Raw genomic sequence first — 13,470 nt, forward strand, 5'->3', positions numbered from 1 at the left:
GGACCGACCCGTACAGAATCGTGACGATCGCCGACCGCGGGCGCCCATGCCACCGCCGCTCCCCCGTCACCGCCGCCGCCCGGTCACCGTCGGCTACAGGCCGAGCTGGCGCTCCGCGCCCTCGACCGTCTGGGCGAGGAGCACGGCGATGGTCATGGGGCCGACACCGCCGGGGACCGGGGTGATGAGCGAGGCGCGCTCGGCGGCCGACGCGAAGTCGACGTCGCCGACGTTGCCCGGGTTGTAGCCGGCGTCGATGACGACGGCGCCCGGCTTGATGTCCTCGCCCTTGATGAAGTTCGGCTTGCCGACGGCGGCGACGAGGACGTCGGCCTCGCGGACGACCGAGGAGAGGTCCTCGGTGCGGGAGTGGCGGTAGGTGACGGTGGCGTCGCGGCCGAGGAGGAGCAGGCCGGCCGGCTTGCCCAGGATCGCGCTGCGGCCGACGACGACCGCGCGCTTGCCGCTGAGCTGGACGTCGTACGCGTCGAGGAGGCGCATGATGCCGCCGGGCGTGCAGGAGACGAAGCCGGGCAGGCCGAAGCCCATGGCGGCGAAGGAGGCCATGGTGACGCCGTCGACGTCCTTCTCGGGGGCGATGGCCTCGAAGGCGGCGCGCTCGTCGATGTGCGGGCCGACCGGGTGCTGGAGCAGGATGCCGTGGACCTCGGGGTCCTCGGACAGGGCGGTGATGGCGGCGACGAGCTCCTCGGTGGTCGTCTCCGCGGGCAGCTCGACGTGCTTGGAGCGGATTCCGGCCTTCGCGCAGCGGTTCTGCTTCATCTTCACGTACGTGACGGAGGCCGGGTCCGCGCCGACCAGGACGGTCGCGAGGCACGGGGTGACGCCGGTGCGGCGGGTGATCTCGGCGGCGCGGGCGGCGGTCTCCTCGACCGTGCGGCGGGCGAGGGCCGTACCGTCCATGAGGATGGCGGTGCTGGTGGACATGGCAACTCCTGGGCGTCGTCTCTGACCGGTGGTTCGCCCAGGCGCACGGCATCGGCACGGTCGCGCCGCAGGGGGCACGCACCGCCGGGCCGCTCCCCGGTGGTGATCCACCTCAAGCGCCAGTCACGGCCCGGGCACCACTCTACGTGAGGGGCGGGGGGCCGCTCCCGGACAGGGTGCATATGCCGAGGTGCGAGGGAGCTTGTCGGCGGCCGTCGGGCGCACCACGATGACCGCGACGGGCCGGGACGACCTCGACGAGGAGGCCGAGTTGAGCGAAGCGTGGGTGGCCGCGGAGCCACGGACGGAACGGGACGAAAGCGCGGGCCGGCACGGGGGCACCGACCGGGGCAGGGCGACTCGCCGGGGCACGGAAACTTACCCGCGTGCGGATGACGACCGGCCCTCCACGGACGCCGACCGACACTCCACGGACAACGACGACGGGAGCACGGACGTCGACCGGCCCCTCCGGGAGGCCCGTCCGCTGGTGGCGGCGTCCTGGCGCCGGTCCGTACGCGCGCGCGTGAGCCCCGACGGTTCGGCGCGGGTGGAGCTGGACGAGGACGAGCTCGCCGCGTACCGCGAAGCACATCCCCTCTCCGCGGCGATGCCGGTGATCAGGGAGCTGATGGGGGCGTACGCGACGGACGGGGAACATCTGCTCGCGGTCTGCGACGCGGCCGGGCGGATGCTGTGGGTCGAGGGGCATCCGGGGACCCTGCGCAAGGCCCGGGGGATGAACTTCGTGGCCGGGGCCCGCTGGTCGGAGACGGCGGCCGGCACGAACGCGCCGGGCACCGCCCTGGCCGTGGACCGGCCGGTGCAGGTCGTCGCCGCCGAGCACTTCCGGCGTCCGGTGCGGGCGTGGACCTGCGCCGCGGCCCCCGTGCACGACCCGTACAGCGGGCGGGTGCTCGGCGCGGTCGACATCACGGGCGGGGAGCGGCTCGCGCACCCGCACAGTCTCGGCTTCGTGCAGGCGGTGGCGCGCGCGGCCGAGTCCCAGCTGGCCCTGCTCGGGCCGGCCCCGGACCCGGGGCGGATCCGGCTCTCGGCGCTCGGCCGGGACGAGGCGGTGCTCTCGGCGGGCGGGCGGCGGCTGCGGCTGAGCCGCCGGCACAGCGAGATCCTGGTGGTCCTCGCGCACCGGCCGGACGGGGTGGGCGGCGACGAGCTGCTCACGCTCCTGTACGAGGACGAGTCGGTCACCCCGGTGACGCTGCGGGCGGAGCTGTCCCGGCTGCGGGCGCTGCTCGGCGCGGACGCGCTGCGGTCGCGGCCGTACCGGCTCGCGGGGGCGGTGGACGCGGACTTCGCGACGGTCGACCGGAAGCTCGCCTCGGGGGCCGTGGCAGCGGCGGCCGGGGACTACGCGGGCCCGCTGCTCCCGGCGTCGACCGCGCCCGGGGTCGTACGGCTGCGGGAGCGGCTGGCGGACCGGCTGCGGGCGGCACTGGTGGACCGGGCCGATCCCGGGCTGCTCGCCGACTGGGCGTACAGCGCGTGGGGCGAGGACGACGTGGTGGTCTGGCGGGCGCTGTGCGCGGCGGTTCCGGCGCCCCAACTTCCTCCCGTACGGGCGAGGCTCGACTCCCTGGAGGCGGAACTGTCCGCCGGTGCAACGGGCTTGCAACGTTCGGGGCACCACACTCGGGCGTGAGTGCCGGCCAGGGACGGCCGGCGCGTCGAGGGAGGCCATGCCGATGACCCGTTACGCCGCACCCGGCACCGAGGGCGCGCTCATGTCGTACCAGGCCCGCTACGACCACTGGATCGGCGGCGAGTACGTCGCCCCGGCGGGCGGGCGCTACTTCGAGAACCCCAGCCCGGTCGACGGCCGGCCCTTCACGGAGGTCGCGCGCGGCACCGCCGAGGACGTGGAACGCGCCCTCGACGCGGCGCACGCGGCGGCCCCGGCGTGGGGGCGGACGGCGCCGGCGGAGCGGGCGGCCGTTCTGCTGAAGATCGCGGACCGCATGGAGAGCAACCTGGAGGCGCTGGCGGTCGCCGAGACGTGGGACAACGGCAAGCCGGTCCGGGAGACGCTCGCCGCGGACATCCCGCTCGCGATCGACCACTTCCGCTACTTCGCGGGGGCGCTGCGGGCCCAGGAGGGCGCGCTGAGCGAGATCGACGACGACACCGTGGCGTACCACTTCCACGAGCCGCTGGGCGTCGTCGCGCAGATCATCCCGTGGAACTTCCCGATCCTCATGGCGGTCTGGAAGCTGGCCCCGGCGCTGGCGGCGGGCAACGCGGTGATCCTCAAGCCGGCCGAACAGACCCCGGCCTCCGTGCACTTCTGGCTGAGCCTGGTCGCGGACCTGCTGCCGCCGGGCGTCCTGAACGTCGTCAACGGCTTCGGCGAGGAGGCCGGCAAGCCGCTGGCGTCCAGCCCGCGCGTCGCGAAGATCGCGTTCACCGGCGAGACGACGACGGGCCGCCTCATCATGGGGTACGCCGCCGAGAACCTGAAGCCGGTCACCCTCGAACTCGGCGGCAAGTCCCCCAACATCTTCTTCGACGACGTGTGGGCGGCGGACGACGACTTCCGCGACAAGGCGCTCGAAGGCTTCACGATGTTCGCCCTCAACCAGGGCGAGGTCTGCACCTGCCCCTCGCGGGCCCTCGTCCAGCGCGGCCACTACGCCGACTTCATGGAAGCGGCGGTCGCCCGCACGGAGAAGATCGTCCCCGGCCACCCCCTGGACACGGACACGATGATCGGCGCCCAGGCCTCCGCCGACCAGCTCCGCAAGATCCTCTCCTACCTGGAGATCGGCCAGAAGGAGGGCGCGAAGATCCTGACGGGCGGCCAGATCGTCGAGCACGGCGGCGAGTTGGCGGGCGGCTACTACGTCCAGCCGACCGTCTTCGAGGGCGACAACCGCATGCGGATCTTCCAGGAGGAGATCTTCGGCCCGGTGGTGGCGGTGACCTCCTTCAACGACTTCGACGACGCGATCCGCACGGCCAACGACACCCTCTACGGCCTCGGCGCCGGCGTCTGGACCCGCGACACGAACACCGCCTACCGCGCGGGCCGCGCGATCCAGGCGGGCCGCGTCTGGACGAACTGCTACCACGCCTACCCGGCCCACAGTGCTTTTGGAGGCTATAAGCAGTCGGGCATCGGGCGAGAGACCCACAAGATGATGCTGGACCACTACCAGCAGACGAAAAATCTGCTGGTGAGCTACTCGCCGAAAAAGCTCGGCTTCTTCTAGCTGCACGAAAGAAGGCGCCTGACCTGGGGTTTTCCCCGGGTCAGGCGCCTTCTTGGAGTGCACGGCCCCTCCCATGGGGGAGGTGTCGAAATACCCCCCTTCTTCCAGTTCATCCCACCGGTATCCCAGTCCTGACCGGCAGTTCCGGGCCATACACGGGCCAGATTGCGGCTCAGCCCTTGGGGCTGCTGTCCTTGCTGCGCCGGCTCCACTCCTGCATCGACTCCTCGATGAGCCGGTTGGAATGCTCCTGCAGACCGTCCAGGAACTTGGCGTAGTACTGGAAGAGCACTTGGATGCTCTGGCCGGCCCGGCGCGCGCATTCGGCAGGATCCACGCCGGAGTGCAGCCAGAACGAGATCCCGGCGTGCCGGAGGTCATAGGGCCTCTTGGCGAGCAGCGTAGGCTGCTCGCTGGGAGCCAGGGCCTTCTTACGGGCCCGCTCCCACGTCTTGCCGTAGGCCGCTGCATCAACGTAGCCGCCGGCCGCATTGCGAAACACTCGGCCATCGGGCGCAACGCCGAAGCGATCGACGTGATTTCGCAGTGTGCGCACGAACGACGGCGGTATCGGCACGGGACGTGTGGCCTTGACGGCTCGCCGCTTCAAGGAGTGCACTTCGTGGACCTCACCATCGTCCGTCCACTCCTTGCCGGCCGTGACGACACCTCCGCTCAGGTTGAGCATGCCCCAGCCGCTCTTCGGCAGATGGCACTGTGAGATCTGCAGGTGGATGACCTCCGCCGGACGCATGGCCGCGTAGTACATGCAGCCGAAGAACGCCTCAAGGTGCGGGCCGCGACCCTGTTGTTCGCCAACAGCGGTCAGCAGGCGAGCAACCTGGGTCGGGTTCGGCACGCAGGCCGGGTCCACTTCCTCGCTCACCCCAGGAGCCTGCCACTTGACCCTTGCGAGCGGATTCTCCGTGAAGTATCCCTTGTCGACGGCAGTTCCGAGGACCTCGCTGAAGGCCGATCGCTTCCGCAGGGCGGTCTTCGCCGCGGCGGACTCTCCGTCGATCTTCCGGCCGAGCGCGTCCAACGCCCTGCGCACGACGTCTGGTTCCATCAGCTCACTGACGGGCAGTGAGTGCCGCTTCATCCAGTCGAGGGCATGCTGCCATTCGGCGGACGGCTCACTCTCCCAGGCTCGCTTGTTGAACGCCCATGAATACAGCGCGCGCCGCAGAACCCTCGGCTCCGAGTAACGCGCTTCGCGCCTCACCAGCGCGGGCGTGATGGTGGCAAGTGCATCAGCGAGGGTACGACGGGTGTTGCCAGGCGTTCGATCCCATCGCTCATCGATGTAGGCATGAGCCAGGTCGTACCAGGTTGTCCGCTGCCTAATGGCGCGGATCTCGGAAGCCGGCAGACCAGTCTGCTCGTCGAACGCCTCACCGTCACGCGCGGCCGTCATGAGCTTCGCTCGCCGGCTCTCGGCCAGCCCCTTGGTAATAAAGGACTCCGACCGCTCGCGGCCGTTGACCGTCCATCGGACCTCGAACGGCTTGCGACGCTTCGGCCGCTCCCGGATGTCCCAGAAGCGGACCTTGTAACTCATCGCCATTCAGGCGTATCCCTTTCGCACGCCTGCCACCAGGCGTCGAGGTCGGCACGACGGCAGCGGAGTTCGCCGTTCGGCAGCTTGATCATTCGAGGAGCCTGGTTGCGGGCACGCAGACGGTAGAACGCCGAGGTACTCATGCGGATCTCCGCCAGGACCTCAGCGAGCTTCAGCGCAGGGGGACGAGCCATTTCTTCCTTTCAGTCGGGGACAGGAAGGGCTACACAGGCGCAAATTACAAGGAAGCACTGCGTAGTCCCGGGACAGTGCGTCCGCCAGCTCCACTACCAAGCACGGCCGATGCGGACGAACATCAATGGTCGTGAGGATCGCCGGTTTGGCCAACCGGCGATCGTGGGCTATGTTGCGCGCCCCGCGCCCATGAGCTCGCAACACCTTGGATCACCAAATAGGCCAGCCGCGCAGGCGCAGACGCACAGTCGACAGTGACCGTTCCTTAGCCACCAGACGTTTTTCCGGACCATGCGTTCAATCCGCCGAGAACAAAGAGGACAGGGGACGTGAAGCGAGCAGATCGAATGGCGGGATCAGACACACGAACCTCCTAAACAGGAACTGCTCCAGACCGCCAATCGAACTAGGCTGGGATTGCCATCTCTCCGCCCTTCCCGTCGAGCAGCTCCTCGTCCGACCTTGCATTTTCGGGACGTTGTACATTGACATGGTCCCAGCCGAGGTTCCAGTCTTTTGCCGCCAACTCTCGTCTGCCGTGAGCGAATGCCCACTATCAATCCGCCGGGAAGTCGACAACTCTGGGCGCGAGAGGAACTGCCCCGCAAATAGACACGCGAGGGTCGCCGTCGTGCGATCCGCGGTGGCTGTCCGCTATTGCTGTGGTGTGGACCGGACGGGGGACTCGTCCAGGGCGGGCTGGGCGGAAGCGTCGGACGTTCGGGAAAACCCCCGCATCCTCGTCTGCGGATGCATCATGATCACGGGCATGCACCCTCGTGACATAGAGATATGGCGGGCGATCGACCAGGGCCTCAGGGCGATCGACTGGGAGGCGTGGTTCGGTTGTCCGGAGGGCGCCGACTATCTCTCCCCCGCAGGTCACGAGGTGACCGCACGCGCAGTGGCCGGCCTCACCGCGTTCTTCGACAGCCGCTGGCTGCCCAAGGCCGTGGTCCCCTCCCCCGCCCGGGGTCAGGCCAGCGACACCTTCGTCGGTCTGGGCCGACACGCCCCGGTGCTCCAGTTCATGAACGGAGCCGCGCCGGGAGCATGGGTGGAGGCGGTGCGGTGGTGGGCCGCGTACGCCTATCTGGAAAAAGCCGGGGTGCCCGGCATTGCCTCGGTCAAGCGGGATGCACGCCGCGACGTCACCCTGTCCCGGTTCCTGCACTCCCAGACACAGGCCCGGCTCGCGCTCATGGGGGCGGCCTGCAGACTCCCGGTCGAGCTGGAGCCGGCGAAAGCCAGCGGTGGTCCCGGCGACGTCCGTGTCGGCCCCGTCTTCATCGAGGTCGTCACCCTCGCCGAGGACCAGAAGAGCCAGGACTACGAGAGGTTCCGCCAGAACCTCCAGGCTCACCTCTTCACTCTGGACAGGGGCCGTGACATCTACTGGGAAGGCGACCTCCCCGAACTCCTCAACAGCGACGCCTTCGAGGTATGGAAAAAGCGGACCGAGGAGGCCGCCCAACAGTGCGCTGCCTCGGGGGCCGCGGTCGATCTCCTCAGCAACGCCGGCAGGCGGCTGACCGTCCACCCTGGCACGGCGCCCCAGGGCACCACTCTGACCGGTGACACGGTGGAGAGCGACCAGGGCAGGCGGCTCCTGGGCAAGGTGCGTGCCAAGTGCGCCAAGACGGCGGGGGCGGGCACCGCGTGGATCTGGGTGGAGGACCACAGCGGCCTCTTCCACTTCCCAACGCCCTTCGCGGGGATGCCGCTCGCCGCCAAGACCGATGCACTCGCAGACCTGTTGGGGCCACTGCTGGCGGAGTACGTCCATGTTGCCGGGATCGTCGTCTCGAATGCAGCCCGCCGGCGCCTGCCGCTTCCGCCCGACGACGACGCGCTTCGCCCCGCCGCACAGGGTTTCCAGCGGGGGCTTCCCCTCGACCGGGTCCGGGAGACGATCGTGATCCCCCGGCGAATCCTCCTACCTGAACAAACCGACCTGATAGCCAGAATGTGCGATGCCGAAGCTGATGCGCTCGACTGGGCCCTGGGGAGGCTTGGTGTTCCCCAGGGCGTGGCATCGCTGCTGACCGACTCGTCGACACCGCGCCGGGATTCCGCGCTGTGGACGCCGCGAGCGGGCCGAGGCGGCAAGACGGGGTGAAGACGACATGCTGGGGTCTGGGGTCCCAAACGTGGTCCCCAGATTCGCGCAGCGTCGGACTACTCAACTTGATTGGGTGATGTCGGGTGGCGTGCGCCATCGGTCACCTGCGCCGGTGACCGCCGACCCACATGGGCCGGCCCTCGGTGTGCATACTGTGACCGGCAGAGGGCCGTCGTCCGACCGAACGGCGATGGGTGGGGCCGATAGGCACCGGGCCGGGCCGGACGATCAGGGAGACCAGTGATGGATGTCGAGGAATGCTGGCGCCGCTATGGGCTGCGTCCCGTCGACGCGGACCTCGACGAGATCCGTACACTCCTCCGGGAGCACACGGCGCGTGAGCGACGCTCCCAGGGCGAGGGCGACACCGAGCTGATGAGGCTCTGCTGCTTCTATCTGTTCAACAGCGGCGACGTCGACGACGTGCTCCTGATCTGGAGTGCGAAGCAAGCCAGCTTCGACGCAGCGTGCTCGATCGACATCGAATTCCTACTCGGGCACGGGCTCGACGCGACGAAGGCCCACCTCTCGGCCAACTGTGCACCTGCTGCGGCAGCGGCTCTGGATCGACTGCGCGAGCTCGAGGCAGACGGTGAATTCGAGGGCTTCTCAGTGGAGGAGCGCTCCGCCTCCTACGACCGGTACTACGGCGACTGACGAATCCGCAGCGCCGGTCAGTCGTCCGTGATGAGGCCGGTGCCCGCAAGGCAGCTGTCGACGAGATCCGGGCGGTACTGGATCTGCTTGAGCCTGCGCTTCACGGGCCTGGTGATCTGGCCCAGGTCGGCTGCGGCGAGGTTGCCGATGTCGCGTTTGACCAGCGACCAAATGCCCTCCTGCGGGTTCAGGTCTGGCGCGTAGGTGGGGAGTTGGAACACGGTGAGCCAGGCGGCATTCGCGGCGATGAACTCCCGCATCCCGGCGGTCAGGTGGAGGCGGACGTTGTCCCAGACCAGCACGATCGGTCCGCCGAGCTGGATGCGGGCACGCACCAAGAGGTCGCGGAGGTCCCGCCAGCCGAAGCCCTTCGGCTCGCCCTTGCGCCCTCGGTACTCGCGGATGGCGTAGATCAGCCGGGACCGCTCGCCCGGCTTGTAGCAGGTCATACCCGCCATCGACACCCGTCCGGAGCCTCGGCCGCGAACCCGGACGACCGGGGTTCGGCCGATCCGTCCCCAGGTGCGAGAGCGCGGCGGCGTCATCGACTGGCCGGCTTCATCCTCGAAGACGATCCAGCCGTTGCACGCCGCCGCACAGCTCTTACCCGTGGCCAGACCTCTTTCTTCCACAGGTCAACCGCCGCATCGTCGCGCTCGATCGCCCGGCGGGTGGGCTGCTGCCATGACCAGCCGTGCCGCTTCAGTAGCCGCCACGTGCCTTCCACCGTGTAGGAAACGTGGAACAGTCGACCGATCAGCGTCTTGACTCGCGCCATCGTCCACCGCTGATCGGCCCAGCCGTGGAGCAGTGGTCCACGCTCCAACTCCCGCTCCAGCCGCGCGATCTGAACGGAGCTGAGCCTGGGACGTCCGGGCGATCCCTTCGACAGGATCCCGGCCTCGCCTCGCTCGCGCCAAGCCCGGCGCCACCGCTCCACCGACCGCTCGCTCACTCGCAGCGCGGCAGCGATTTCCCGGTTCTTCTCCGCGCCCTCGAAGCGTTCCACGGCCTGCAGCCGGATCCGCTCCCGCGCGGCTCTCTCGGCGTCGGTCAGCCCGCCGCCCTGCGCGTACCTCACAGCCCCACAGCTACCTCAGCCGACAGGCCGACGTCAGGCAAACATCCCCGACATCACCCAATCAAGTTCAGTAGCAGTGCCTACGCCGAGCCCATGGTCTGCTGATGGCCTGCCGCGACGGTTCGTACGGCGTCAGCTACGGCTGCAATCCCTGCGGCCATAAGCGGCCGCAAGGAGCTCATTTCGCGCGCGTCCCTCCAAACGCCGGTGTTCGAGGTTACGAAGGGCACGATGCTCACTCCATGGGCTTCGAACGGCGCGGTCACCAGGTAGCGCATGCCACCGGTTCCGCACAGGTAGCCGCGCGCGCCGGTGGCAGCGGAGAGGTCTGCGAGCCGCTCTGAGCGCTCCGACCGGGCTGCCAAGCAACTGCTCCGCTGGATGCGCCCCCTCCACCCCAGGAGCCTGAGCAACAGCCTTGTGGACTCCTCGGCAAGATCAGCCGTTTTCGCGGTCTCAAGCCCATGAAGCACAGCGTCCAGCCCACCCCGGAACTTCGGCCAGTCGGGGCTCTTCGCGTAATACTGCGCCAGCATGTACGTGAGGCGGCGACGAGCCAGGTCCGGGTCGGCCACAACTGCGTCCTTGATGAGGGTGGACCGCCCGTGGGGTAGGTGGGTCGGGATCGAGAGCCACTGGCGCCGGTCCGGGCAGGACATGCTGCCGAGTCGGGCGCGGTGCTGGAAGTCGCGGCGGGCGAACTGGACGTCGTCGAGGACAATCCAGCAGTCCGCCGCGAAGAGCTTCGCGAGGGTGCTCAGCCGAGGGAAGAGGTTGGGCTGGTGAATCGCTACCAATCCCCCCGGTGCTGCTTCACGCGCCGATGAGCCTGCTGGTGAAGCCGGAGCGGATGAGGTCTTCGTATGCGGCATGCACGTTCTCCGGGACGTCCTGCTCGATCGCGAAGCCCTGCTTCGGATACTCGATGATGCGCTGGAGGTCGCCGACGAGCATGTCGATGACGAGCTTCTCGTCGCCGATGCTCTTCAGGTAGTCGTCGAACTCCATCGGTTCAGAGGCGCACAGCACCTCGACGTCAGGCCACAGCTTGCGGGCGGTGGCGAAGGAGCGCCGCTCCATGTATGGCTTTGAGACGAGGAGCGCCGACTTGGGGGTGAGGCCGGCGGAGGCGAGGAGCTCTCGGGACAGCTCGATGTTCTGCCCGGTGTTGCCGGCGTTCGGTTCCACCAGGATCGCGCTGTCAGGCACGCCGAGGGTGAGTGCGTGCTCGCGGAAGTGGACGGCTTCGCCTCGGGGGAAGACCTTGGCGGTGGTGGGGCTGTTGCCTCCGGTGAACACCAGGGTGGGGAACAGCCCGGCCCGGTACAGCTCTGCGGAGAAGGCTGCGACGCCGAGGTCATGGCTGCCGAGGCCGATGGCGACGTCGACGGGGCGCAGGTCGTGACCCATTTGGTGGTAGTCCCAGACCAGCTTGGCATTGCGGATCTGCTCGTCGTTGATGGCCGGCTGGTTGTCGGTCACTCGCTCGTCTCCCTGGTCAACGTGGTGAAGGGCTGGTTGGCCCATCGGCCGTCCTCCGGATGTCCGTGATGCTGCGGAGCTGGTGGGTCAGGCCGTACTGGGCCGCCCGCTTGGCAGCGTCGTCGAGGACGCGTAACCCATCATCCAGGGTCGCGCGGTCGGACAGGAGGATGTGCCCGTACGCGGTGTCCAGCCGTACCCGCTGCACGGGCGCGTCGGTGATGCCTGTACTGCGAGCCACGTCGATGAGGCGCAGGGCCGCGTCGAGATTGCCGGCTCCGCGGTGGGCCAGGGCTAGCTTCTGCTGCGCGACGGACCAGTCGTCCTGCTCGGCAAGGCCCTCGAACTCGCGGATGGCTTCCTCCATCACCCGAACCGCGTAGTCGTGGTTGCCGTCCTTGCTGAGCGCCGTGCCCACCCAGAGTCGCGCGCGGGCACGGTCCCGCGGGGATAACCGCTCGTCGATCGCGAGGTCCTCGTACTGTCGGGCCGCGGTCTCCAGCGCTCCGGACATCTCGGTGACGACCGCGAGAGAAAGGTCGAGCTGCGCCACACGCCGCGGAATTCCCAACTCGGTATAGAGAGAGCGGGCGTTGGCATAGCAGCGTTGGGCGGAGAGCGGGCCTACGACTGCCCCTTGGTCCCGCTTGAGATCGCCTTGCAGGGCGACGGAGCGGGCGAGGAGGTAGGTGCCTCGCTCGTCCAGCTCCGAGGGCTGGTAGCTGGACGACCATCGCCGAAGCAGGTCGTCGGCGAACGCGAAGTTCTGGTGGGACAGCGCGACGACCGCACGTTCGAGGTCGTCCGTCCAGGACTCGTACTCCCAGGCCCGAGGTCGAGGGATGGTGACGCGGCGCGCCGTTTCGCCGGCGAGTCGTCCCACTTCTCCCTCGGAGAGCTTCGCGAGCTCCGTCTCGAATCTCAGATGGGTTGCGGCATCGGACCGGGCCAGCGCTGTGTCGAGGATGGCCTGGCTCTCGGTGTTGGGGCGCCGCTTCTCCCGGTACTTCTCCCAGTTGCTGATGGTGTTGACCGCGATGCCCAGGTGCTCGGAGTAGCGGCGCACGCTCAGCCGGAGTGCTTTGCGCAGGGCAAGCGCCTCCAGGCCGGTCCATTCGTGAACGGTCGCCACGTGCCACTCCTTTCCGATGCCATCGAAGCACGTGGCGACCGCACCAGGGGCGGTTGTGGGACAGAAGTGGGACAGGCGTGGATTCCCGGATCGCGGGGCGGCGACCAGGCTCGGAGTGTCCCCCCTCCCCCGATCCGATGGGTGGTCACGACCATGGAGCCCCTTACGGAACAGCGGAACGTCACGGGCCCGATCGTCTTCGGATTTCTGCGGCTCGTCGGGGTGTCTGCGAGCCGGCAGCAGGCTCTCGCCAAGACCATCACCGACTACTGCCGCCGCCACGAACTGACGCTGGGCGGTGTGTACATGGAGCGGTGCGCGGCAACGTCGGGCGCTTTCGTGGGCATGCTCGATGCCGTCGCGGCCACTCGCCCGTACGGCGTCGTCTTCCCCGCCCCGTCCCACTTGGGCCCCAGGGCCATAGCGGCTGACCGCCGACAGCGGCTGCACGAAGCCGGCACGGAGATTCTGCTCGTACGAGGGGCCCGACCGGCTGTAGCTGACGAATCGACCTCGACGCCGGCCTCGGGGAGCACCACGCCATGAACCTCGACCGGGAACTCCTCCTGCTGGACAGCCGCCGCATCGACGGTCTGGGCAGCATCCTTGACGCCCCGCAGCACCAGAAGAGCCTGACGCTCGCAGCCGACGACACGGCCCCGGGCACAGCGCGCTGCTTCACCCGCGACGTTCTGACCGCTTGGGGCGCGGAGGACCTGCTGGACCACGTCGTGCTGATCGTGAGCGAGCTCGCGACGAACGCCGAACGCCACGGCCGTCTCGCGCACCACGACGGCGTTGAGGAAGCCAAGCGTCGCCAGCACCAGGACGAGATCACTCTGACGCTCGCCCTCCAGGCCGGCGTCGTGGGTATCGAGGTGGAGGACAACTCCCCGGAGCCCCCCGTCCCGCGGATCGCCTCCCCCTACGCGACAGGTGGACGTGGCCTGCTCCTGGTGTCCGCCGTGGCCGACGCCTGGACCGCATGTCCCAAGCAGGACGGAAGCGGCAAGCGGGTCATCGCCTTCGTGAAACGTCCCGAAACCTCCCTCACCCCCTGAT

Annotated in this window: 12 protein-coding genes and 1 riboswitch; of the genes, 5 read left to right on the forward strand and 7 right to left on the reverse strand. The window is 68.8% G+C overall.

Translation table 11 applies throughout. The features are described from left to right. Positions 1 to 93: 93 nt before the first annotated feature. Complete coding sequence (locus GGE06_RS24920; protein ID WP_184931758.1) at positions 94 to 948, reverse strand: bifunctional 5,10-methylenetetrahydrofolate dehydrogenase/5,10-methenyltetrahydrofolate cyclohydrolase; 855 nt, start codon at positions 946 to 948, stop codon at positions 94 to 96. Between the two features lie 28 nt (positions 949 to 976). Beyond that, positions 977 to 1,085: riboswitch (ZMP/ZTP riboswitch) on the reverse strand. Positions 1,086 to 1,177: 92 nt separating this feature from the next. Here GGE06_RS24920 and GGE06_RS24925 point away from each other — a divergent pair. Further along, the gene (locus GGE06_RS24925; protein ID WP_376773589.1) at positions 1,178 to 2,611 is read left to right on the forward strand and encodes a GAF domain-containing protein; all 1,434 of its coding nucleotides are present in this window, start codon (positions 1,178 to 1,180) and stop codon (positions 2,609 to 2,611) included. Between the two features lie 43 nt (positions 2,612 to 2,654). Then, positions 2,655 to 4,178 (forward strand): acetaldehyde dehydrogenase ExaC, encoded by a 1,524-nt coding sequence (exaC, locus tag GGE06_RS24930; protein WP_184931949.1) that lies wholly within the window; start codon positions 2,655 to 2,657, stop codon positions 4,176 to 4,178. 172 nt (positions 4,179 to 4,350) lie between these two features. Here exaC and GGE06_RS24935 read toward each other — a convergent pair whose 3' ends face one another. Together GGE06_RS24935 and GGE06_RS42735 are read right to left on the reverse strand one after the other, a co-directional pair. After that, positions 4,351 to 5,745, reverse strand: coding sequence for a site-specific integrase (locus GGE06_RS24935; RefSeq protein ID WP_184931759.1), 1,395 nt, complete (start codon positions 5,743 to 5,745; stop codon positions 4,351 to 4,353). Next, positions 5,736 to 5,933, reverse strand: a complete 198-nt coding sequence (locus tag GGE06_RS42735; protein ID WP_246532729.1) for a helix-turn-helix transcriptional regulator — start codon at positions 5,931 to 5,933, stop codon at positions 5,736 to 5,738. The genes GGE06_RS24935 and GGE06_RS42735 overlap by 10 nt, the downstream gene beginning before the upstream one ends. 758 nt (positions 5,934 to 6,691) lie before the next feature. Between GGE06_RS42735 and GGE06_RS24940 the strand changes: the two genes are divergently transcribed. Beyond that, positions 6,692 to 8,053, forward strand: a complete 1,362-nt coding sequence (locus GGE06_RS24940; protein ID WP_184931760.1) for a hypothetical protein — start codon at positions 6,692 to 6,694, stop codon at positions 8,051 to 8,053. Positions 8,054 to 8,299: 246 nt separating this feature from the next. Then, positions 8,300 to 8,713 (forward strand): hypothetical protein, encoded by a 414-nt coding sequence (locus tag GGE06_RS24945; RefSeq protein ID WP_184931761.1) that lies wholly within the window; start codon positions 8,300 to 8,302, stop codon positions 8,711 to 8,713. Between the two features lie 17 nt (positions 8,714 to 8,730). Here the strand turns inward: GGE06_RS24945 and GGE06_RS44255 are convergent. The 4 genes from GGE06_RS44255 to GGE06_RS24970 all read right to left on the reverse strand — a co-directional run bounded on the left by GGE06_RS44255 (position 8,731) and on the right by GGE06_RS24970 (position 12,408). Next, positions 8,731 to 9,794, reverse strand: a protein-coding gene (locus GGE06_RS44255; RefSeq protein ID WP_446696915.1) for an IS630 family transposase whose coding sequence is annotated in 2 segments (ribosomal slippage) — positions 8,731 to 9,347 and positions 9,347 to 9,794 — 1,065 coding nt in all. Because the reading frame shifts where the segments join, the coding sequence is not laid out codon by codon here. An 80-nt stretch (positions 9,795 to 9,874) separates the two neighbouring features. Next, complete coding sequence (locus GGE06_RS24960; protein WP_246532731.1) at positions 9,875 to 10,591, reverse strand: WbqC family protein; 717 nt, start codon at positions 10,589 to 10,591, stop codon at positions 9,875 to 9,877. A gap of 16 nt (positions 10,592 to 10,607) precedes the next feature. After that, positions 10,608 to 11,276 (reverse strand): YdcF family protein, encoded by a 669-nt coding sequence (locus tag GGE06_RS24965; RefSeq protein WP_184931765.1) that lies wholly within the window; start codon positions 11,274 to 11,276, stop codon positions 10,608 to 10,610. Between the two features lie 16 nt (positions 11,277 to 11,292). Continuing rightward, positions 11,293 to 12,408, reverse strand: coding sequence for a helix-turn-helix domain-containing protein (locus GGE06_RS24970; protein ID WP_184931766.1), 1,116 nt, complete (start codon positions 12,406 to 12,408; stop codon positions 11,293 to 11,295). 542 nt (positions 12,409 to 12,950) lie between these two features. Between GGE06_RS24970 and GGE06_RS24975 the strand changes: the two genes are divergently transcribed. Continuing rightward, the gene (locus tag GGE06_RS24975; protein WP_184931767.1) at positions 12,951 to 13,469 is read left to right on the forward strand and encodes an ATP-binding protein; all 519 of its coding nucleotides are present in this window, start codon (positions 12,951 to 12,953) and stop codon (positions 13,467 to 13,469) included. Position 13,470 lies beyond the last annotated feature (1 nt).

The organism is Streptomyces nymphaeiformis, from assembly GCF_014203895.1.
GTDB classification, from domain to species: domain Bacteria; phylum Actinomycetota; class Actinomycetes; order Streptomycetales; family Streptomycetaceae; genus Streptomyces; species Streptomyces nymphaeiformis.